Annotated in this window: 23 protein-coding genes; 16 read left to right on the top strand and 7 right to left on the bottom strand. The window is 40.8% G+C overall.

Annotated features, from left to right (window positions below; all coding sequences use genetic code 11):
* Positions 1–15: 15 nt before the first annotated feature.
* The 3 genes from ND6B_RS02965 to ND6B_RS02975 all read right to left on the bottom strand — a co-directional run bounded on the left by ND6B_RS02965 (position 16) and on the right by ND6B_RS02975 (position 3313).
* The gene (locus ND6B_RS02965; protein WP_033104120.1) at positions 16–948 is read right to left on the bottom strand and encodes an exopolyphosphatase; all 933 of its coding nucleotides are present in this window, start codon (positions 946–948) and stop codon (positions 16–18) included.
* Positions 949–1081: 133 nt separating this feature from the next.
* Positions 1082–2530, bottom strand: a complete 1449-nt coding sequence (locus tag ND6B_RS02970) for a dihydrolipoyl dehydrogenase (protein WP_033104119.1) — start codon at positions 2528–2530, stop codon at positions 1082–1084.
* A gap of 54 nt (positions 2531–2584) precedes the next feature.
* Positions 2585–3313, bottom strand: coding sequence for a glutathione peroxidase (locus ND6B_RS02975; RefSeq protein WP_008466566.1), 729 nt, complete (start codon positions 3311–3313; stop codon positions 2585–2587).
* Between the two features lie 114 nt (positions 3314–3427).
* Here ND6B_RS02975 and ND6B_RS02980 point away from each other — a divergent pair, with 114 nt between their 5' ends.
* Entirely contained in the window at positions 3428–4327 is a 900-nt protein-coding gene (locus ND6B_RS02980) for a LysR substrate-binding domain-containing protein (protein ID WP_033104118.1), read from the top strand.
* Positions 4328–4341: 14 nt separating this feature from the next.
* On the opposite strand, the gene ND6B_RS02985 is transcribed toward ND6B_RS02980, so the two are convergent.
* Positions 4342–5529 carry a flagellar assembly protein T N-terminal domain-containing protein gene (locus ND6B_RS02985; protein ID WP_013465600.1) on the bottom strand — a complete coding sequence of 396 codons (1188 nt, stop codon included), beginning with the start codon at positions 5527–5529 and terminating at the stop codon, positions 4342–4344.
* Between the two features lie 139 nt (positions 5530–5668).
* On the opposite strand from ND6B_RS02985, the gene ND6B_RS02990 reads away from it, so the two are divergent.
* Positions 5669–6127 carry an LPP20 family lipoprotein gene (locus ND6B_RS02990; protein WP_010387855.1) on the top strand — a complete coding sequence of 153 codons (459 nt, stop codon included), beginning with the start codon at positions 5669–5671 and terminating at the stop codon, positions 6125–6127.
* A 70-nt stretch (positions 6128–6197) separates the two neighbouring features.
* Here the strand turns inward: ND6B_RS02990 and flgN are convergent, their stop codons facing one another.
* From flgN to flgA, 3 genes are all read right to left on the bottom strand, one after another.
* Positions 6198–6629: a flagellar export chaperone FlgN gene (gene flgN / locus ND6B_RS02995; protein WP_033104122.1), complete on the bottom strand. Its 432-nt coding sequence runs from the start codon at positions 6627–6629 to the stop codon at positions 6198–6200.
* Positions 6622–6942, bottom strand: coding sequence for a flagellar biosynthesis anti-sigma factor FlgM (gene flgM / locus ND6B_RS03000; protein WP_033104117.1), 321 nt, complete (start codon positions 6940–6942; stop codon positions 6622–6624). The genes flgN and flgM overlap by 8 nt, the downstream gene beginning before the upstream one ends.
* A 75-nt stretch (positions 6943–7017) precedes the next feature.
* Positions 7018–7725, bottom strand: coding sequence for a flagellar basal body P-ring formation chaperone FlgA (flgA, locus tag ND6B_RS03005; protein WP_200882093.1), 708 nt, complete (start codon positions 7723–7725; stop codon positions 7018–7020).
* A 138-nt stretch (positions 7726–7863) separates the two neighbouring features.
* On the opposite strand from flgA, the gene ND6B_RS03010 reads away from it, so the two are divergent.
* From ND6B_RS03010 to ND6B_RS20210, 14 genes are all read left to right on the top strand, one after another.
* Positions 7864–8796, top strand: a complete 933-nt coding sequence (locus ND6B_RS03010; protein WP_033104116.1) for a chemotaxis protein — start codon at positions 7864–7866, stop codon at positions 8794–8796.
* A 20-nt stretch (positions 8797–8816) separates the two neighbouring features.
* A complete protein-coding gene (locus tag ND6B_RS03015; RefSeq protein WP_033104115.1) occupies positions 8817–9647 on the top strand; it encodes a CheR family methyltransferase in 831 nt (276 codons plus the stop codon).
* A 129-nt stretch (positions 9648–9776) separates the two neighbouring features.
* Positions 9777–10187, top strand: a complete 411-nt coding sequence (flgB, locus tag ND6B_RS03020) for a flagellar basal body rod protein FlgB (RefSeq protein WP_013465594.1) — start codon at positions 9777–9779, stop codon at positions 10185–10187.
* Positions 10188–10189: 2 nt separating this feature from the next.
* A complete protein-coding gene (gene flgC / locus ND6B_RS03025) occupies positions 10190–10621 on the top strand; it encodes a flagellar basal body rod protein FlgC (RefSeq protein WP_013465593.1) in 432 nt (143 codons plus the stop codon).
* Positions 10622–10634: 13 nt separating this feature from the next.
* Entirely contained in the window at positions 10635–11312 is a 678-nt protein-coding gene (locus ND6B_RS03030) for a flagellar hook assembly protein FlgD (protein ID WP_013465592.1), read from the top strand.
* Positions 11313–11370: 58 nt separating this feature from the next.
* Positions 11371–12756 (top strand): flagellar hook protein FlgE, encoded by a 1386-nt coding sequence (gene flgE / locus ND6B_RS03035; protein ID WP_033104114.1) that lies wholly within the window; start codon positions 11371–11373, stop codon positions 12754–12756.
* A 133-nt stretch (positions 12757–12889) separates the two neighbouring features.
* Positions 12890–13633 carry a flagellar basal body rod protein FlgF gene (locus ND6B_RS03040; protein WP_033104113.1) on the top strand — a complete coding sequence of 248 codons (744 nt, stop codon included), beginning with the start codon at positions 12890–12892 and terminating at the stop codon, positions 13631–13633.
* 21 nt (positions 13634–13654) lie between these two features.
* Positions 13655–14443 carry a flagellar basal-body rod protein FlgG gene (gene flgG / locus ND6B_RS03045; protein ID WP_008113073.1) on the top strand — a complete coding sequence of 263 codons (789 nt, stop codon included), beginning with the start codon at positions 13655–13657 and terminating at the stop codon, positions 14441–14443.
* 14 nt (positions 14444–14457) lie between these two features.
* Positions 14458–15141: a flagellar basal body L-ring protein FlgH gene (gene flgH / locus ND6B_RS03050; RefSeq protein ID WP_033104112.1), complete on the top strand. Its 684-nt coding sequence runs from the start codon at positions 14458–14460 to the stop codon at positions 15139–15141.
* Between the two features lie 12 nt (positions 15142–15153).
* Positions 15154–16248: a flagellar basal body P-ring protein FlgI gene (locus tag ND6B_RS03055; RefSeq protein ID WP_033104111.1), complete on the top strand. Its 1095-nt coding sequence runs from the start codon at positions 15154–15156 to the stop codon at positions 16246–16248.
* A gap of 331 nt (positions 16249–16579) precedes the next feature.
* Positions 16580–17575, top strand: a complete 996-nt coding sequence (gene flgJ, locus ND6B_RS03060; protein WP_033104110.1) for a flagellar assembly peptidoglycan hydrolase FlgJ — start codon at positions 16580–16582, stop codon at positions 17573–17575.
* Position 17576: 1 nt separating this feature from the next.
* Positions 17577–19589 carry a FlgK family flagellar hook-associated protein gene (locus ND6B_RS03065; RefSeq protein ID WP_033104109.1) on the top strand — a complete coding sequence of 671 codons (2013 nt, stop codon included), beginning with the start codon at positions 17577–17579 and terminating at the stop codon, positions 19587–19589.
* Between the two features lie 2 nt (positions 19590–19591).
* Positions 19592–20839 carry a flagellar hook-associated protein FlgL gene (gene flgL, locus ND6B_RS03070; RefSeq protein WP_033104108.1) on the top strand — a complete coding sequence of 416 codons (1248 nt, stop codon included), beginning with the start codon at positions 19592–19594 and terminating at the stop codon, positions 20837–20839.
* 264 nt (positions 20840–21103) lie between these two features.
* The coding region (locus ND6B_RS20210; RefSeq protein ID WP_033104107.1) for a flagellin N-terminal helical domain-containing protein at positions 21104–22332 on the top strand (1229 nt) is incomplete at its 3' end.

The raw sequence follows: 22332 nt of genomic DNA, 5'->3' as shown, positions 1-22332 counted from the left end.
CCCCGAGGCTATAACTTAGCCATCACTAGTAATTGTAGTAATCAGCTCGCTCAGCACTTGCTCAGCTTTGTCTGTGTCTACTTGGCAAGTACCGGCATTTAAATGGCCGCCGCCACCGTATTTAAGGCATAACTCGCCAACATTAGTATTGGAGCTGCGGTTGGTGATTGATTTACCAATGGCGTACACCACATTTTGCTTTTTAAGCCCCCACATTTTATGAATTGAGATATTACACTCGGGGAACATGGCATAAATAACAAAGCGATTAGTGGCGAATATGGTCTCTTCTTCGGTTAAATTAAGTACCACTAAGTTGTCGTGTACTGATGAGCAGCGGTCTATTTGCTCTTTAGCTTGTGCGTTGTGCTCGTGGTATAACGCAACACGCTCGGCAACATCTTCCATTGCTAGTATTTGTTCTATGCTGTGATCTTTACAGGCGTCAATTAACTTCATCATTAACTGGTAATTAGAAATTTTGAATTCACGAAAACGGCCAAGTCCTGTGCGCGCATCCATAATAAAGTTCATTAATACCCAGTCTGTTGGGTTTAAAATTTCGTCTTTTGAAAATTGTGCAGAATCCCCTTTATCAACCGCTTCCATCATGTCAGTTGAAATATTAGGGAATTTCTCTGCACCGCCATAATAGTCGTATACAACGCGTGCTGCAGAGGGCGCATCTGGGTCAATAATGTGGTTTTTAATATCGCTTTCGTTACGAACGGTTTCACTCAAGTGGTGATCAAATGCAATATGACAACCGGCAACATAGGGGAGGTTAGTGGTAATGTCGTTGCTGGTAATGGCTATTTTACCGTCTTGCATGTCTTTTGGATGCACAAATAAAATATCGTCGATTAAATCTAAATCTTTAAGTAATACGGCACACACTAGGCCGTCAAAATCGCTTCGAGTGACAAGTCTATATTTATTATTGCTCATTTTCGGTCCATTTTTGTTTGTTTATTAATCTGAGTGTAGCAGTTTAAACTCCATTTTATATACCAGTTTTTAACTTAAAAAAAGCCAAAACAATGGTTTTGGCTTTGAGTAGCAAGTGTGTATTAGTGATGTGTTATGCGCCTGGGCCACATTCCATACAATGGTTAATAATGTCTGGGCCAAATTTTAATTTAGCGTTTAAATCACGTAGTGCAGTGCGTAGGCCTTCTTCAATAACAGGGTGATAAAAAGGCATATCAAGCATTTGTGGTACAGTCATTTTGTTTTGTACAGCCCATGCTAATAAATGAGCAATGTGCTCTGCTTGAGGGCCAATAAATTCAGCACCTAAAAATAAGCCTGTGCCGTGCTCGGCATACACACGCATGTGGCCTTTGTTTTTTAGCATAACGCGGCTACGGCCTTGGTTTTCAAAGCTGACTTCGCCTATTTCAAAGCACTCACAGCTGCCTAATCGTTGGCTAATTTCTTTAAAGCTTTCACCAACCATGGCTATTTGTGGGTCGCTAAACACAGCGGCAATTTTAGCGCGGCGTAAACCCGTACGTACATGAGGGTAGCGGCCTGCGTTTTGCCCTGCGATTGTTCCTTGATCGGATGCTTCGTGAAGCAAAGGGATCATGTTACTAGCATCGCCAGCAATAAATATGTGGGAGTTGCCACATTGCATAGTGTGGGCATCAGCGAGTGGTACGCCACGTTCATCAAGCTCTATGCCGGTGTTTTCTAACCCTAGTTTATCGGTGTTAGGTACTCGCCCGGTTGCAGCCAGAACATAGTCAAACTGCTCGGTGTGTTTAACACCTTGTTTGTCGGTATAGGTTAGCTCTGCTTTATTACCTACTTGTTTCATATCTGAAACGTTTGAGTCGGTATCAACATAAAATTCTTCTGCGAATACGGTATTAGCGTAATCTTTAACTACTGGATCGGTTAATGGGCCTATGGCACCACCTACACCAAAGAGTTTTACCTTTACACCCAATCTGTGTAACGCTTGGCCAATTTCAAGGCCTATAACACCTGGGCCAAATACGGCTACTGATTCTGGTAAATCATCCCAGTCGAATACATCGTCATTAATAATCAGTCGGTCGCCAAAGTTATTAAATACGCCAGGGTAAGATGGGCGTGAACCTGTTGCTATTACAAAGCGTTTAGCAGTGATTATGGTGTGCTCATCTATTTGCACGCGGTTGGCGTCTAAAAACTGTGCATAGCCACGAATTTTATCTTCGCTAGGTATTTCATCTACGGCTTCTACTACGAATCCTGCAAAGCGATCGCGCTCACTTTTAACTCGTGCCATAACGGCTTTACCGTCAATAACCGGTTTTGAGCTGTGAACACCAAAGGCAGGGGCCATTTCTATTGAATGGGCGGCTTCTGCTGCGGCAATCAATAATTTACTTGGCATGCAACCAACACGTGCGCAGGTTGTACCGTATGGGCCAGATTCAATCATAAGTACGTTTTGAGTAAATTGTTTAGCATTACGATAGGCACTTAAACCAGCGGTACCTGCACCTATAACAACAACGTCGGTTTGCAATTCTTTCATAGTGTTTTTCCTTTAGTAAACAGGGGCGTTGCAGCCCCTATTTTATTTACTTAATTAAGCAAAGTATTTTTCTAGGTCGTCTGAGCCACCAATGTGCTTACCGCCAATAAATACTTGTGGTACGGTTTCACGGCCCGATACCGCTTTAAGGCTGGTAAGTGATGCGCCAGCACCCATTACGATTTCTTCAAATGCAAAGCCTTTAGCTGTAAGTAGCTCTTTTGCTTTTTTACAGAAAGGGCAGCCTGGTTTAGTAAATAGAGTAACCGCTTCTGGTTTTACTTGAGTTGGGTTGATGTAATCAAGCATAGTGTCAGCGTCTGATACTTCAAATGGGTCGCCTGGTAAATCTGGCTCAATAAACATTTTCTCTACTACGCCATCTTTAACCAGCATAGAGTATCTCCAGCTGCGCTTGCCAAAACCTAAATCGTTTTTATCAACTAACATGCCCATGCCGTCGGTAAATTCACCGTTACCATCTGGTAGTAAGGTAATGTTTTGCGCTTCTTGATGTTCAGCCCATGCGTTCATTACAAAGGTATCGTTTACTGATACACAAACAATGTCATCAACGCCATTTTGCTTAAGTACGCCAGCTAGTTCGTTATAGCGTGGTAAGTGCGTTGATGAACACGTAGGTGTAAATGCACCTGGTAGTGAAAATACAACAACCGTTTTACCTTTAAAAATGTCGTCTGTAGTCACCGATTTCCATTCGTCGTTTTGACGCGTTGCGAATGTTACGTTTGGGATTGTTTGACCTTCAATATTGTTTAACATGTTTTTTAGTTCCTCTTGATTTGTTGATAGCCATTATGGCGAGTATTTAAATATAGTTCCAATCGTTTGTTTGTATTAAACTGATAGATGTAAACTATCAGGTTGAGTGTGAATATGAACTTAAAAGATTTAGAGTATGTCAAAGCGGTTGCCCACTATAAGCATTTTCGTAAAGCGGCCGATGCCTGTTTTGTAAGCCAGCCTACTTTAAGCGGGCAAATTAAAAAGCTTGAGCAAGAATTGGGTGTTATTATTTTTGATCGCTCTACCAAGCACGTTACCTTAACTGCCAAAGGTGAACGTTTATTGACACAAATAGCTGTCGTTTTAGAGCAAACACAAATATTAAAAGAGCTGGCAGCAACATCTAATGAACCACTGCAGGGTAAGCTTACCATTGGTATTATTCCAACGATTGCGCCTTATTTATTACCTACGCTACTAACATCAATGAAAGCAGCGTTTATAAATAGCCAGTTTTCGTTTATTGAAATGCAAACAACCACTATTTTAGCTGCGCTAGAAAGTGGTGAAGTCGACTTTGCAATTTTAGCGGATGTACCTGAACTTAAAAGTTACCATACCATTGATTTATATAAAGAAGACTTTTTAGTTGCCGTATCAAGCGATAACGCATTGTGTAAGCATAAAAAAGTGGCACTGCAAGACCTGCAAGGTTGCAACCTACTAATGTTAAGTGATGGCCATTGCTTTAAAGATCAAGCCCAGCAGTTTTGTTTTTCGGCAGGGGTCGATGTTTCCAGCCAGTATCAAGGAAATAGCCTTGAGACTTTATTAGCGCTGGTGGCGATGGATGATGGAATTACATTTGTGCCAAAACTTGCAGCAATACCACGAGTGGGTATTCATTATTTGCCTATTTTTCCTAATCAACAACGTAATATTGTATTTGCATGTAGAAAGCATTACCCGCACTTATCTGGGGTTGAGCAATTGGCTCAGTGGTTAAGCGCCCACTCTAATTTAAGGGCTAAACTAAGCGAGGCGCTTTAGCATTTTACATGCGGCTATTGCTCGGCAATTTCTACAATGTCATTAATTTGTACGCCCGGCAAAGGCTGATCATTAATACTAACGGCAATAGCGCTGTGCTGATAAAGCTGTTCAATTCGTATACGGTTAAGTGTAGTGATGGTATGCGGCATAGTGTTGCCTTGTGCGTCGGTTAAATAATTATGATGGGCAATACTCAGTTGTTGGCCTTTTTCTAAGCCATGAGCCTTACCTAAATTAATCACTAATTTATTGTTTTCCATATGCATTATTTTACCTTGAGTAGGTAGACAGGCCATGGCAGCTTGTAGGTCGTAACTTAAGGTTTGGTTTATATCACTAATGCTTTGGCCAAAAGGTGATTGCCAAAACCGATTACTATTTACATCAATAATGGCTGTTTTTTCAAATGGCCAAATTGCTTGGCTTTGATAGCTATTTTGCCATAACGGCTCATAAGTGGTGCCATTAAATAAGCTAAACTCTATTTGGTAGTGGCGCTGATAGCTTTCATCTTGCCAAAACGCATAGTCGCTATTGAGTTTATCGCTGGTAGATAAACTGGTTATTTGACTTAACAGCACATATTGCGCGTTGCTGCGTGATGAAATTTCTTCTAACTGACTGTTTGAATAGTCATGCTGTTGATTAAAGTAGGTATCAACCTTTATAGCTTTGTTGAAATAGGCAACGGGTATTGCACTCATTTTTGATTTTTGCAACGAGGTATAAATGTTTTTACTGACTGCTTTGTTAATGTCAAATATTTGACCCATTCTCGCTTGTTCACGATTTGTTAATTGGCTTTGCGTGACGGCTATAAACTTATTAAAGTTACTTTGTGGACATTGCTCTGTTTGCGCAAAGATATCTAAGCGTAAGGTAATTGCAAACTCATCACTACTGCGATTTTCACTGACAAGCTCTATTTTTTGAATTTCGCCTTGGCTACTTATTTTTAGCTGATCTTGGGTTAAAACACCATCAACAAGTGTTTGCACGGAGCTCACCCGCGCACCAGAGAATACAAGGGCTTGGGTAATCGCATCTTTTATTGCAGCGGCCTTTGCACCGGGAATGTCGCTATTTTGAATAACCGCATGGCCTGTAGACTCATACCACTGAGCGTGGGTAAAAGGTGAAAACGTTAATACAGCAGTGGTGCTTAATCCTGCCAATACTGCTTTTAAAAACGACTTCATACTCTTACTCCAATTAAACGTTAGCGTTAATGAGTCTCAGCAAGTAATGTACCACTATTATTTGTTGTTACAGAATATATGTATCACTGGCATTAAACGTGCATAACTGAGTTTAATTAGTTTTTAAAGGCCCTGTATGATGCGAGTAATGCCATTAATGATCACATTAGGCTGCTTAACGTTAAGCGGTTGTAGCAATATATTTGATAAGCACGTTGAATATAAATATGTTGAGCCAAATAATTACCCTGTATTAAAAGCAATAGGGTACGCGCCCATTAGTTTGCAGTCGGGAAGTAATGACACTCAAAAACAGCTTATGGCAATTAAAGCCTCCAAGCTAGAAGCATACCGCGAACTAACGGAACAAGTGTACGGGCAAAAAATTACCGCAGGCACAACCGTCGCAGGCTCTGTTGCCCAAGATGATTATTTACAGAGTAAAGTGCAAGGTATTATAAAAGGCGCGCAAATTATAAAAACTTATGCTGTTAATGATATGTATATTACTGAGCTTGAGCTTAATATGAAGCGCGTACACGACTTGTACATCGGTGAGATAAAACCACGGGAAGTGAAAAAAGTCACTTATTACTAACCGACAAATTATTACTCATAAAAAAACGCCTAAACGAATAATCGTTTAGGCGTTTTTTTATGAGTATTCTTTAGGCTTTTAGGTTACGCACAATGCTGTTATCGGTATTTACTACGCTACCAGCTTGATCGTAGGTCATAGACGAAGGTGCACCAATTAAAATACCTTTCAGTTGCTTAACACTTAACTGTGCCTGGTGCGCTGCGTGAGCGTTAACTTCATTTTGTTTTTGACACTGCTCAAGCTTTTCTCGAGTTAGCTTTATTAAGTCAGCGTTTTCATCTGTTTGCTGATCATTACTGGCAATCAGTTTACTGAGTTCTTTATCTAGGGTGCTTATGCTGGTTAAAAAAGACATTTTTTGTTGGGCAATTTCTTTTAAACCTTCGCCTCTTCGTGAGGCAATAGCATCAAGTTCTTGAGTAAGAAGCTCACTCAAGGTTGTTAAACAATTTATTTGTTCGTTTAGTTTAATCGTAATTAAACTATTGTGATCAGCCATAAACATTAAACTCGAAGTCAGCTAAATTTTTGGCAAGTTTCTCACTGTCTATTTGATACTTGCCTTCGGTAATCGCTTTTTTAAGCTCAGCAACTTTGTTGCTGTCAAAACCAGAAGACTGCTGCGCTTTCTCTTGTAACGATTTTAATTGCTTGGCCTGCGGTGTTAAGCTCACCGAATCGCTTGCAGCTTTAGGTGAAGGCGTTTGCGCAGCTTGTGTATTTGCATTATCTCTTTTTAAATCAACTTTTTGCTGTTGAGTGTTTGTTAAAACACCAGGCTGTTGATTTGATTTGTTTACTTGACCGACCATGATAAAAACCCGTTTATTACCCAACTGATGCCTTTATATCGGCATTTACTAAAGATACTTTAGCATAAATTTATATTAAATATTTACTTGCACAGACTCTACACCATCTACACGCGCATTTAAAACTTTACCTGTCTTTTTGTTTTCTACTCTTACTTGCTCGCCCAAGGTGCCATCCTCTAATGCAATACCCGTCGTTTTTACTCTTAACCCTTTGATATTAGCATGAATTGTAACAGAATCACCTTTGCACACCATACATATTTGATTAAGTAAAACGGGCATTCCTTCACGGATGTTACGTTTGCTACGACTACCAATAAGAGCCGTTGGATCTTCAAGGTACTGTGCTCTGATAAAGTGTGCAGGGCGCATATCAATACTTAAATGGGATGGAGTAATCACTTCACCTCGTGCTAAATTGGTAGTTGCAACTACAACAGGTGCTGATTCAGTGATTCTGACATGAACGTACTGTGCCCAGTTGTCACTATCGTTACATTTTATTTGAATAGTGACTTGGCGATTAAAGGGAGGCTCACTTGGCGTTATTAGCTCAGGCTCAGAATTACATTGGCGATCGGGAATGCGGCTATCTAGCGGTAATGCGCTAAACTGTATTTTGTTATCATTTGTAGTCACTGCTTTTTGAGCAACATAAGATACAGCCATTTCTTGCAATAACTCTTTACTAAATACTTGTGCCTTTAGTGGCAAAGTGAAGCAGAGGCTAGCAAGAAAATAAAAAACACTGTATCTTCTGGTTTTTTTTAATAAACTCATAATGTTTCGACTATGCTTATGGTTGCAAACAGGGTATAAATATTTTGCGTCAGAATTTAGACGCCCCCGTTGTGTTATGACGCTTTATTAATTGAAAGCAATTATCGTTCCTTATATTTGTTTTCTTAGGAGATTTAAATGGCCAGCATTTTAGACTCAGTAAACCAACGTACACAGTTGGTTGGGCAAAACCGCTTGGAGTTATTGTTATTTAAGCTTAATGGGCGTCAGCGCTTTGGCATTAATGTGTTCAAAGTAAGAGAAGTTCTTCAATGCCCTCCATTAACCAGCATGCCAAAATCTAATGCTTACATTCGTGGTGTAGCACACATTCGAGGCCAAACTATTTCAGTGATTGATTTATCGATGGCTGTAGGCGGGCGGCCCATTAAAAACATTGAAGACAGTTTTATTATTATTGCAGAATATAACCGCACAGTGCAGGGTTTTTTAGTTGGTGGTGTTGAGCGAATTGTTAATATGAACTGGGAAAAAATAATGCCACCGCCATCAGGAGCAGGGCGTTATTCTTATTTAACAGCCGTCACTGAAATTGAAAATGAGTTGGTAGAAATACTCGACGTAGAAAAAATCTTAAACGAAATTTGCCCAGTTAATACTACGGTAAGTGATGATGTTGCCTCGCAAGGCACTATACAAAAAGATTTAGGCGAGAGAATAGTATTTATTGCTGATGATTCGGCTGTTGCGCGAAATCAAGTAAAACGAGCATTGGAACCATTAGGTGTAACAACTGAGTTGGCTAAAAATGGTAAAGAAGCTTTAATAAGATTAAAAGAAATTGCAGAGCTCGATTGCGTAAATGATATTACAGAGCGAGTAGGGCTACTGATTTCTGATGTAGAAATGCCAGAAATGGATGGTTACACGCTGACTGCAGAAATCAAAGCTAATCCTAAACTTGCGCCACTACATGTGATTTTACACACATCATTGAGTGGTGTTTTCAATCAAGCGATGATTGAAAAAGTAGGAGCAGATGATTTTATTGCAAAATTTAACCCAGACGAGCTTGCAACAGCCGTTAATAAATGGGTTCATCGTGATTAATAAACATAGGTGTTATTGATTTGACTAATAAAGATTTGCAGCAAAACGAATACGATCAATTTCGCTTATTTTTAGAACAACAGTGCGGTATTGTTTTAGGTGAAAATAAGCAGTATTTGGTAAAGAGCCGTTTGGCACCATTAATGTCTCGATTTAATGTTGAATCGTTGTCTGAATTGGTAAGTAAAACTCTCGGTGTGCATGAGCGCCAGTTGCGCGCAGCTGTTGTTGATGCCATGACAACCAATGAGACATTGTGGTTTAGAGATCAGTATCCGTTTGAGTTACTTAAAACCAGATTATTCCCTGAGTTTAAAACGTTAAATAGGCCATTAAAAATATGGTCTGCGGCGAGCTCATCAGGACAAGAACCCTACTCAATAGCGATGTCGGTTGCTGAGTTTCAATCCAGCAGCCCTGGTGTTTTAAAAATGGGTGCACAAATAATTGGTACAGATATATCAAATACCATGCTTGATATGTGTAAACATGCTGAATATGATGCATTGGCATTGGCTCGCGGACTCTCTGCTGAACGTCGTAAAAAGTTTTTTAAAGACAGCGGCAATGGTATGGCAAAAGTGGTTGATTCATTGAAAAAGCAAGTGAGCTTTAGGCATTTAAATTTGCTCGATTCGTACGCTTTAATGGGTAAGTTCGATATTATATTTTGCCGTAATGTTTTAATTTACTTTTCACCTGAGGTGAAAGCCAAAATAATTGCACAATTCTCTCAAGCACTTAACCCTAAGGGGTATTTATTTTTAGGTGCGTCGGAGTCTATGTCTGGTTTAAGTACTGACTTTGATATGGTGCGTTGTAACCCTGGTATCATTTATCAAAAGAAATGACCTTCATTAATATATTATCCCTCCTCTAAACGACGCCTATTGCGTCGTTTTTTGTTTTTATCATCACTATTTTCACTGCTGGCTCATTTATTGCTTTATCGGTACTGAGTCAATTTTTTGGAGGTAGTTATGGCTATCAGTTTTGATAAAGCATTAGGCGTGCATCCGCATGCGATGTTGATCCGTTCGCAAAGAGCAGAAATGCTCGCTACTAATATCGCAAATGCTGATACGCCCGGCTATAAAGCAAAAGATATCGACTTTGCCTCAGCATTAAAAACGGCAAAGTCCAACCAACTAAGCGGCAATACCATGGTAAGAACCAATGAAAAACACATTGCCGGTGGTACCCGTAGTGTAGGTAGTAATGAACTATTTCGTACGCCAAATCAAACAGATACAGGTGATGGCAACTCTGTTGATATACAAGTGGAACGGAACTTGTATACACAGAATGCTATGGAGTATCAGGCCAGTGTCCAGTTTCTTAATGGTAAATTTAAAGGCCTGAAAAAAGCCCTCGGTAGTCAAGGAGCCTAATTATGAGTTTATATAATGTGTTTGATATTGCTGGTTCTGGTATGAGCGCGCAAAACGTGCGATTAAATACCACGGCAAGTAATATCTCTAATGCCAATACAATTAGCTCTTCACAAAATGAGACGTACCGAGCGCGACAACCTGTATTTGCTGCGGAGCTAACAAAAGCGTCAGCGTCAGCAAGCAACCCACAGGGCTCTGCCGTTGGTGTAAAAGTGTTAGGAGTGGTTGAAAGTAATAAACCACTACAAATCGAATATAACCCAAATCACCCGAGTGCGGATGAAAATGGATATATTTACAAACCCAACGTGAATGTTGTTGAGGAGATGGCAAATATGATTTCTGCTTCTCGCTCTTATCAGACAAATGTTCAAGTTGCTGATGCAGCTAAGCAAATGTTAAGTAAAACACTGCTGTTAGGTCAGCGGTAACTGAGGGTAGCTCATGAGTAACGATATTAGTACTTCTTCATCCTACATGGACTCTTTACGTTGGCAAGATAAGCAAGTGCCAAAAAAAGAAGAGAGTGATGCGTTAACCCAAGAAGATTTCTTTTCGTTGTTAACACAGCAGTTGTCATATCAAGATCCCAGCAAACCAGCTGATAACGATCAGATGATTGCACAAATGACAAACTTTACTATGGCTGAAGGGATCTCAAATTTAAACTCTAACTTTGAGTCTTTAGCTGCGTCGATGACATCAAATTCAGCATTGCAAGCATCAACACTGGTTGGTAAGCAAGCGCTGCTGGAGTCTGACACACTTGAGCTTAATGAGTCGGGTGAGGTAAAGGGAGCGATTGTTGCTGAAAAGCCGGTAGACAATTTAACGCTTCGTATTGAAGATGCATCAGGGCAATTAGTTAAAACTATTGATTTAGGCACGCAGCCTGCAGGTGCGGTTCGCTTTGCATGGGATGGTAAAAACGAAGCGGGTGAACGACTTCCTCCTGGTGAATACAATGTTAAAGCTGAAGGCAGTACGGATGGCGAATTCTCTAGCTTACCAATTGCCTCATTCAAAAATATTGAGAGTGTTAATATTAATGGCTCAAGCGGCATTATTATTAATACCAAAGAAGGTGCGGTTAGGCTGACTGATGTCGCAGAAATCGCGTAATAGATTTTATGTATTTTTTAGCCAATAGGCTAAATATTTTTTAGGTTAGAGGTTAATTATGAGCTTCAATATTGCATTAACAGGCCTTGCTGCCGCACAAAAAGATTTAGATGTTACCGCCAATAATATTGCCAACGTAAATACCACGGGCTTTAAAGAGTCTCGCGCTGAATTTGCTGATGTATACGCATCATCAGTATTTAGCGCCGGTAAAACGAAAAATGGTGATGGTGTACAAACCACTATGGTTGCCCAGCAGTTTCACCAAGGCTCGTTGCAGTTTACTAATAACTCACTTGATTTAGCGATTACGGGTGAGGGTTATTTTGCCATGAGTCAAGATTTAGGCGCTCAAGATTTTACTTACACACGCTCCGGGGCATTTAAATTAAACAAAGACAATTTTGTTGTTGATGCAAAGGGTAATTTTTTACAAGGGTTCCCCGTTGACGAAGCAACTGGTGATACAACATCCGTAAGCTTAAGTACCTCTTCAGCACTACAAATACCAGACTCGTCCGGGTCTCCACGTGCTACCTCTAGTGTGTACAGTTCATTTAATTTAGACTCCCGTGCAGATGCGCCAACGCTTCCTTTTAATCCTACTGAAAGCGCAACATACAATTCATCAACATCAACAACTGTTTATGATTCTTTGGGTGAACCTCACGTGCTTCAGTTTTTCTTTGTGAAGAACGATCCATCAGTCCCTGGTGATGAAAACCAATGGGATGTACATGCTACGCTTGATGGCAAATCTTTTGGTAGTGATGGCGTTGAACAGGATGGAACAGCAGCTCTTCCGTTTGAGCCTATTAGTACGTTTAAATTTGATTCGAGCGGTTTACCCTCGACCACAACTGTAAATGGCACAACAACACCTAATGTAGGTAACACATTTAATCCGTTATCTATTGTAGCCGGTGGAGGAGGGACACCAGGGTTATCTGATATGTTAACAAATGGAGCTAGTTTTCCTGCTAACATAGATATAAATTGGCGAGATCAGGCTGGAACCGCCAATAAAGTACCAACACAATATGCAAGTCGCTTTGAAGTAAAAGCACTTGAACAAGATGGTGCGACAGTAGGACGTTTAGCGGGTATTGATATTGGCACCGACGGCAAAGTAGTGGCGTCTTATAGTAACGGCGATTCAACATTTTTGGGACAAGTTGCCATGGTACGCTTTTCAAACTCGCAAGGTCTACAGCAAGTGGGTGACACCTCATGGAAAAAAAGTTTAACCTCAGGTGAGCCGATTGCGGGTGAGCCAGGCTCAGGCACTTTAGGTAACATTAACTCATCAGCCCTTGAGCAATCTAATGTTAACTTAACCAATGAGCTGGTCGATTTGATTAGTGCGCAACGTAACTTCCAAGCAAACTCTCGTGCGCTTGAGGTTAATTCAACTATTCAACAGAACATCCTTCAGATCAGATAATCATTATTTTGATTTATTTAGGCTGCTTAATGCAGCCTTTTTTATTCCCTCTAAAAATCTTATTCATCCTTTAATTTAATTTGGCACTTATATTGCATTTACTCATGCATAGCTTTATTAATGAGTCGATGTTATGGATAAAATGGTCTACATAGCGGCATCTGGCGCTAAACAAAGCCTGCAAGGGCTTGCTCTTAAAGCCAATAATTTGGCAAATGCAAATACCACCGGGTTTAAATCAGATTTTGCGCAAGCACGATCAATGCAGGCTTTCGGTGAAGGTTTGTCGACTCGGGTATTTTCAATGCAGGAGCGCCCTGGAGCAAACATGACATCGGGCGGTATTGTTGAAACAGGCCGCAACCTTGATATTGCTATGAGTGATAACGCATGGCTCAGTGTGCAGGACGCTTCGGGTAATGAAGCCTACACTAAAGTGGGTACGTTAAACATTACTGCGGAAGGTATGTTGACCACAAGTCATGGTCGTCAAATTATTGGCGAAGGTGGACCTGTCATTCTACCCGTACCCATTGAAAAAATAGAATTTAGTAAAGATGGCACTATTCAAGTTCGCCCTCAAGGTGCACCGGCTAACTTTTTAGAAGAGGTTGACCGATTAAAAGTGGTTGAAGCAAACAATACCACTCTAGAAAAAGGCAATGATGGTTTATTTAGACCTAAGCCAGGCCAAACGGTTGAAACATCAGCCAATGTACAAGTGTTAAGCGGCATGTTAGAGAAGTCTAATGTAAACCCGGTACATGAAATGGTCGATATGATCAGTCACCAACGCCAATTTGAATTACAAGTAAAACTGATGAAAACAGCTGAAGAGATTGACGAACGTCAAGACCAGCTAATGCGCATAGTTTAACTATAACGTGAGGATATTATTATGAATCCAGCATTATGGATAAGTAAAACAGGGCTTGACGCTCAACAAACAGATATATCGGTTATATCAAATAACTTAGCGAATGCCAGTACAGTGGGTTACAAAAAAAGCCGCGCTATTTTTGAAGACTTACTCTACCAAAATATTAATCAACCAGGCGGTCGCTCATCGCAAGACACCGAAATGCCGTCAGGCTTAATGTTAGGTGCGGGTACAAAAGTAGTAGCGAATCAAAAAAACTTTTCCCAAGGTAACATGCTCACCACTGAAAATTCATTAGATTGGATGATTTCTGGTCCTGGATTTTTTGAGGTTTTACAGCCTGATGGCAATATTGCCTATTCGCGTAACGGTCAGTTTACCACCGACGGTGACGGGCGTGTTGTCACTTCGGGTGCCGGTTACGTTGTTCAGCCTGAAATGAATGTGCCTGATGATGCACAGTCAATCACCGTATCTCAAGATGGTGAAGTGTCAGTTCGCATTAAAGGTCAAGCCGAAAACGTGGTTATTGGTCAAATTACTATTAGTGATTTTATCAATCCGTCGGGCCTTGAGCCTATAGGGCAAAACCTTTATACCGAAACTGCAGTAAGTGGTGCACCTGTTCAAGGTAACCCGGGGGTTGAGGGCTTAGGTACGATTATTCAAGGTTCACTTGAAACATCAAATGTAAATGTGACCGAAGAGTTGGTTAATTTGATTGAAACTCAGCGAGTTTACGAAATGAACTCAAAGGTAATTTCAGCGGTTGATGAAATGATGAGCTACATCAATCAACAATTATAGTCTTGGGGGATTGTATGCGTAATATCATGTTATTTGCAGTAGGGACTTTACTGTTAAGCGGTTGTGTATCTACACAAAATAATGAAGTAGTACAAGACGATCCCTATTATGCACCTATGTATCCTGAGCCTAATATGGAGCCAGTGGTAGCAACTGGCTCTTTATTCAGTACTCAATTATCGAATGACTTATACGCCGATAAGAAAGCACTTAGAACAGGCGATATTATTACTGTTAAATTACAAGAGTCAACTCAAGCGACCAAAGCGGCTAAAACAGAAACGGATAAAGAAACCGATGCTAGCCTCGACCCTGTGATTGGATTAGGTGGCTTACCGGTAAATATTGGTGGCGATAGTATTCAATTTGGTATTGGCAGTGACTCCTCATTTAAAGGTGACTCAAAATCAAATCAATCAAACAGCCTAGTTGGCGATATTTCGGTTAACGTGATGCGAGTACTACCAAATGGAAATTTAGTGATTCGCGGTGAAAAATGGCTAACGTTAAACACCGGTGAAGAATTTATTCGCCTAGAAGGGTTAGTACGTCCACAAGATGTCAATGCCGATAATACCGTTGAGTCTAATCGTATTGCCAATGCTCGTATTCAGTATTCAGGTAAGGGTCAAACTCAAGAGGCGCAAAGCCCGGGTTGGTTAACGCGTTTCTTTAGTAGCTCATTGTTTCCCTTTTAGAGGACATTCGACATGAATGGTTTTAAAGTTTTTTGTTTTATTGTGCTACTAGGCTGGCAATTTACTGCCAGTGCTGAGCGAATTAAAGATGTATCTATGGTTGAAGGAGTGCGCTCAAACCAATTAGTGGGCTATGGCTTAGTTGTTGGTTTACCAGGTACCGGTGAGCAAAGCCGTTTTACCGAACAAAGCTTCAAAGGCATGCTCAATAGTTTTGGTATTACGCTTCCTGCTAATTTAAAGCCAAAAATTAAAAATGTTGCAGCGGTTGCTGTTCATGCTGAACTCCCGCCATTTAGAAAGCCAGGGCAGACTATTGATATAACCGTATCATCGATTGGCAGTGCAGGCAGCTTGCGCGGTGGCACATTATTACAAACATTTTTAAAAGGGGTTGATGGCAATGTATATGCTATTGCACAAGGAAGCTTAATTGTTGGCGGTTTAGGCGCTGAAGGCCTAGATGGTAGCCGAGTGGTTATTAATACGCCAACCGTAGGACGTGTGCCAAATGGCGCCACGGTTGAACGTGCGGTTAAAAGCCCATTTATGCAAAACGACTATATTACCTTTAATTTAAACCGTCCTGACTTTACTACTGCTAAACGTTTAGAGAAAACAATTAATGATTTAATTGGTCCAAATAGCGCTCAAGCACTCGATGCAGCTTCTATTCGCGTTATTGCACCTCGTGATGCCTCGCAACGTGTATCGTACTTATCAACTCTTGAAAACTTAGAGTTTAAGCCAGCAGATACTTCAGCAAAAATAATTGTTAACTCGCGTACCGGCACGATTGTTATTGGTAAAAATGTAAAATTACAACCTGCGGCAATTACCCACGGTGGTTTAACAGTAACGATTGCGGAACAACAAAATGTAGCGCAGCCAAATCCTTTAGCAGAGGGGGAAACAGTGGTTACCCAACAAAGTATTATTGATGTTAATCAAGATGATTCACGTGCTTTTGTATTTGACCCAGGTGTAAGCCTTGATGATTTAGTTCGTGCTATTAATGAAGTTGGCGCTGCCCCTGGTGATTTAATGGCGATTCTTGAAGCACTTAAAGAAGCCGGCGCCATTAATGGCCAGCTTGTTGTAATTTAGTTTTATAAGACCCTATTTAGGGTCTTTAACAGTTAACCTAAAAAAGACGCGGCATAAAGCCCCTGCTACCACAACAATAAACATTGAATTTAACCTTTCACAATAAGTAGCAGCGAGTTTACCTCGCGTCTCTCACTTAGTTTAATCTTTGCCTAGAACCTAGAACCTAGAACCTAGAACCTAGAACCTAGAACCTAGAACCTAGAACCTAGAACCTAGAACCTAGAACCTAGAACCTAGAACCTAGAACCTAGAACCTAGAACCTTTCACTTCTCTTGGCTCAATTATTGCATTTCATTAAGTATTATTAATTATTGTGTCAAAAAGCTGATGGAAACAAATCATCTAGATAAGCAAAACTTTTTTGATTTAGGCAACTTAGACTCTTTGCGTCGAGATGCTTTAAACAGCGGTGACGCATCAACTGATGCATCTAAAGCGGCGTTAAAAAAAGCAGCGGCACAATTTGAAGCTATTTTCACCCAAATGCTGCTTAAAAGTATGCGTAAAGCTAATGAGGCTTTTGAAGATAAAGAAAGCCCGTTTAATGCAAGTGGCGTTAAGTTTTTTGAAGAAATGCACGACCAACAGATGGCCACAGAGCTTTCATCAAATGGCTCTTTGGGTCTTGCAGATTTAATTGTGCAGCAACTATCGCCAGATGGAAAAAACTTTATGCCAGGCTCTGTTCTTCGCACCACATCAGATTTCTTTAGTGATCAACGTGCGGGTAGCACCTTACCTCATCAAGAAAATCAAAAGGTCACTGAAAAAGTGCCGCTCGTTGATTCAACTGAAAAAAGCGAACAAAACATAGCGTCTGGGACATTTGAAAATGCTGAACAATTTGTTAGTTCAGTGTGGGAGCACGCAACAACGGCGGCTAAAAAAATTGGCTTAAATCCGGCGGTTATGGTTGCCCAAGCAGCACTAGAAACCGGCTGGGGTAAGCATATTATTAATAAGGGCGATGGCAATAGCTCCAATAACTTATTTAATATTAAAGCTGATAATCGTTGGAATGGTGAAAAGGCCAGTAAACTAACACTTGAATTTGAACATGGCACAGCCGTTAAAAAGCAGGCAAATTTTAGAGCGTATGACTCAATTAAAGAGAGCGTAAATGACTTTGTGGACTTTTTAACACAAAACCCTCGCTATCAAGATGCATTAAACAATACAGCAAAGCCGCATAAATTTTTAGACTCTCTACAGCAAGCAGGTTATGCAACCGATCCTAATTATGCAGACAAAATAAAAAGAGTACTTAACAGTAACGAAATAAGGAACATCGCCACAAGCGTGATCCGCCAAGGAGTAGAATAACATGTCGTTTAATTTATTAAATATTGCCAGTTCAGGCGTTAGAGCTAACTCTGAATTGCTGCAAACGACAAGTAAAAATATTACCAACGTGAATACAGATGGTTATGTGCGTGAACGCACAGAGCATTCTACCATGATCGACAATCAGGTAGGGCGGGGAAATACATATCGACTACTGAATGAATTTGCTCAAAAACAACTAAACCGAGATACATCAAACAAAACATTTTTTGATCAATTTGTGGTTGAGTCAAACCGTGTTGACACCTTATTTTCTGAGGAGTCTAATAGCTTATCAACCAGTATTAACTCATTGTTTAATAATGTACAAGAGTCCCTTAATCAGCCCTCATCAACAGTTGCACGCTCTTTAGTTATGACCGACGCTGAAAACTTAATAAACCAAATGGATAGATTGTCAGGGATTGTATTGGATCAAAAAAATGTGGTTAATCAACAGCTAGATATTTTTACAGATGAAGCAAATGGATTGATTCAAAAAATTGGCACACTAAATCAAGACATAGCTGCTGTAAATGGCATCAATAATGCCGCCGACGCCAGTTCAACATTTAACGAGCGTGATAAAGCGATTCGCGACTTATCAAAGCTAATAGATATAGAAACATTGGACGGTCCAAATGGCGAAAAACTCGTATTCATGGGCACAGGCGAAGCGGTGGTAATGCAAAATGGTTCGTTTAATTTATTTTCAACAACCGGCGATCCAGATCCTAACTTTAAAAAGCTCAAGCTTGATGTAAACGGCGGCAAAGCCGTGCCTCTTGAAGTAGATACGAGTAAGCTAAAAGGTAAAATAGGAGGCTTGCTCGCCTTTAGAGACGACATACTTGTGCCTGCACAAAATCAAATTGGCCAAATGGGCTTAGCAATAGCTGATTCGTTTAATCAACAAAATCGTTTAGGTATGGATGGTAACGGCGAACTCGGTGGAGATATTTTTACTATTCCCAGCATTGGCGCTTACGCTTACCAAAGTAACACCGGCACTGCCGGCATGACGGCAACTGTTGAGGCTGGTAAAGGCAGCGAACTACCTGCGAGCGACTTTATTGTTACTTATACCGCTAACCCTAACGAAGTAAGCATTCAGCCAATAGATAACAAAGGTGAGCCTTTAGGCAGCGCATCGTTAGCAACTATCCCTCCAAGCGGTGTTATAGATTCGGCGGCTATAACCAGTGGCGAATCGTTTGGTTTACAAATAAATGTAACTGGAACAGGTAACCCCGATGACCAATTTCAGGTAAAACTCAACTCAGAAGCCGCATCAACGCTATCACTTGCTACAGGGCGTGGGGAGGATCTAGCGCTGGCATCGCCAATACGTACAACCGACGACATAAACAATACCGGAACCGGCGCTATTTCAGCTGGCAGTGTTAACAGTGTTACTGCCGGGAGTTTTACAACAGGCACCCCCCCTGAACTCACCAATGGAGATATTAGCATTGTTAAAACCGCGAATGTAAATGAATATACTATAACCGATGGCGTAAATAGCAGTACATTTACGGTAACACCCCCGGCAAAAAATATGTTGCAACAAGCGGGTAATGGCTTTGAATTATATGGCTTTGATTTTGATATTGAAGGCAGCCCTGCAACAGGTGACACCTTTACCTTAGAATTTAATACAGGCGGCTTTGATGATAACCGCAATGGCCAAAAATTAGCCGAACTACAAAATAGCGACTTAGTGCGCCAAAACGTGGTAACAGGCGCAAATGCTAATAACCATAAAACGTTTAACCAAGCCTATGCTGGTTTAGTTAGCGAAATAGGGGTTGTAACTAGCCAAGCAAAAACCAATGGTGAAGCATTTGAAGCACTCGCTCAACAGTCAGAAGCTTGGTACGAATCATTATCGGGTGTAAACCTAGATGAGGAAGCAGCAAACTTGCTGCGTTTTCAGCAATCTTATGCTGCGTCGGCACAAGTCCTCTCTGCAGCGCGTTCTATTTTTGACACCTTACTTAATGCTGCGAGGTAGTTATGCGTTTATCTAATAATTTAATGTATCAAAATAACATCAATAAAATGCTCGAAAACCAGCAAGGTGTGGCCAGTGCTCAAGAGCGCGTTACAACAGGAAAAAAATACTTAACCGCATCAGAAGCGCCAGCAGATACCTCACAAGCTATGCTGTATTCAAATAAAATACAAGCTAATGAACAGTTTACAAAAAATATTAACCAGCTAAGCGGGCGGCTAGAAACACAAGAAGCCGTATTGCAAAGTGCAAATAATAATATACAAGCTGCAAAAGATATTGCCTTAAAAGCAGGTAATGGCGCATACAGTCAAGACGATTTAAAGTCGTTGGCATCAGAGCTCAGTGAAATACAAAAAAGTTTAGCCAACCTAATGAACACCCGCTCAGAAGATGGTAAATACATATTTGCCGGTTACCAAGACAGCATTCAACCTTATCAGCAAGATGCTAGCGGAAAATACACTTACCAAGGCGACCAAGGTCAGCACAAAATAACCATTGCTCAAGGGGTATCGATTAAATCCAGTGACAATGGCTTTGATACCTTTGAAAAAGTCGATGCACGCCTCGATATTGCATCAAATAGCGGCGATGCAACCAGTACGCTTGCAGGTACAGCGTATGTTGATAAGCAAGGTGTATTTGATCAATTTCATAAAACTAGCTATAACGCAGATCCGGCAGCATCTGTAACAGCTAATACATTTAATGTTGTTGTTACAGCTGGCGCTAACTCAGGCGATCCTAACGAATATGAAATATTACGCGATGGTGCCTCATTATCTCCAGCAGTGACCGGTGAAGTTACCGAAGAGCCTATTGCGTTTGCAGGCATGAAAATTCAGCTTGCTGGTACCACACCTGGCCAGTTTGACTTTAGCCTACAAAAGCCACAAAAAGAAAACGTACTTAATACCTTGCAAGGCCTTATTAATGGTTTAAATGACGGTACGCTAAACAGTAATGACTTTCAGCAAGTGTTAAACGACGGCGTGGTGCAATTGCAAAATGCCAGCGAGCAGGTGGTGTTTACTCAAGCAAACTTGGGGGGGCGTATGAATGTGCTTAGCAGCATAACCGACTCAAATACAGCGCAAGATATACAAAATAAAGCTAATCGCTCGAGTTTAATTGAAGTAGACATGGCAAAAGCCATTAGCGACCTCACTAAACAAGAAACCGCGCTACAAGCATCACAAGCCACGTTTGGCCGCTTAACTAACCTTTCACTGTTTGATTATCTTTAAGTAATAACATAGTGCCGCTTTAATCCTTTTAAAGCGGCAAATACTTGCGCTTGTATTGCGGCAAAAATTTGTCATTTCCTCTAAAAAATTTCAATTTGTTATTCATTACTTAAAGTTAAATAAATAAATCATTTAAAACAGAGGGTTAACCGTATTTTTAAAGTTGGCACAGTAAATGCTTTTGTTGTTTGTAAGAATTATAAAGCAGTGGTTCCTGTTAAATCGTGTTGAACCACACTCTGTTTAAACCTAGGAGATGGTAAAATGGCATTAACAGTAAATACTAATGTGTCGTCATTAAACGCACAACGTAACTTAGCAAAATCAGGCGAAGGCTTAGCCACATCAATGGAGCGCTTAGCGTCAGGTATGCGTATTAATAGCGCCAAAGATGACGCAGCAGGTATGCAAATCAGCACGCGTTTAACCTCGCAAATTAGTGGTTTAGCGGTAGCACAACGTAACGCCAATGATGGTATTTCTATGGCGCAAACTGCTGAAGGCGCATTGCAGTCATCTACCGATATTCTTCAGCGTATGCGCGAGCTATCGCTACAGTCAGCGAATGGCTCTAATTCGAAAGAAGACCGCGAAGCGCTACAAAAAGAAGTAACCGCCTTGCAAACTGAATTAACGCGCATAGCCGATACGACCACTTTTGGTGGGCAAAAATTATTAAATGGTGATTACGGTACACAGCAGTTTCAAGTAGGTTCAGACAGCAATCAAACCATTGGCGTAACCTTAAATTCTGCAGCCGCTGAAGATATAGGTCTAAGAGGTAAAGGGTTTGATTTGGCTGCAATTGCCGGATTTTCAGGTGCTAGTGAAACAGCTAAAACATTTGCGGCTACAGACTCTTTAAGTGTAACTGCAGGTGGGCAAACTAACACGATTGATTTAACCACAGGTATGAGTGCGGCAGATTTAGCTGGTCAATTCAATAGTACCGAAGGGGTGTTTGGTGTTGGTGCAACCACACAAGTTGCGGTGGGTGGATTTGGAGCTACAAATACAACTGCTACAGATGTTGTTACACTTAATGTTGCAGGTGTAGAAATTTCAGCAACGGCTGCAGCAACGGGTGATGGTACAGTTGCTGCATTGAACACCGCAATTGACCCAGCAACAGCAGAGGCACTTGCTGCTAAAGGTATTACTGCCTCGGTTGTAACTAATGCTGGTACTACCGGCGATGATTTATTGGTGTTTACTAACGCTAGTGGTGAAAACATTGATGTAACAATGGAAATTCAAGGTGGTAATACTGATGGGTTAGATGGTACGGTATCTGCTTACGATGGCACTGCAGTTATTGCTGGTGGTGTAACAGTATCTGCTGCTGCAGACACAACTGAAAACAAAACAGCAACAATTACTGGGCGTTTAGATGTTTCTAATGGAGTATTGGATTCTGACTTTTCTACATTAAGCGTTACTGGTACAGGCGCTTTAAATGGTGCAACAACAACCAACGCTACGCTTGATACGAC

This window comes from Pseudoalteromonas sp. ND6B (assembly GCF_000764215.1).
GTDB classification, from domain to species: domain Bacteria; phylum Pseudomonadota; class Gammaproteobacteria; order Enterobacterales; family Alteromonadaceae; genus Pseudoalteromonas; species Pseudoalteromonas tetraodonis.
Note: the sequence above shows the minus strand (reverse complement) of the source record. Positions and strands in the feature narration are given on the sequence as shown.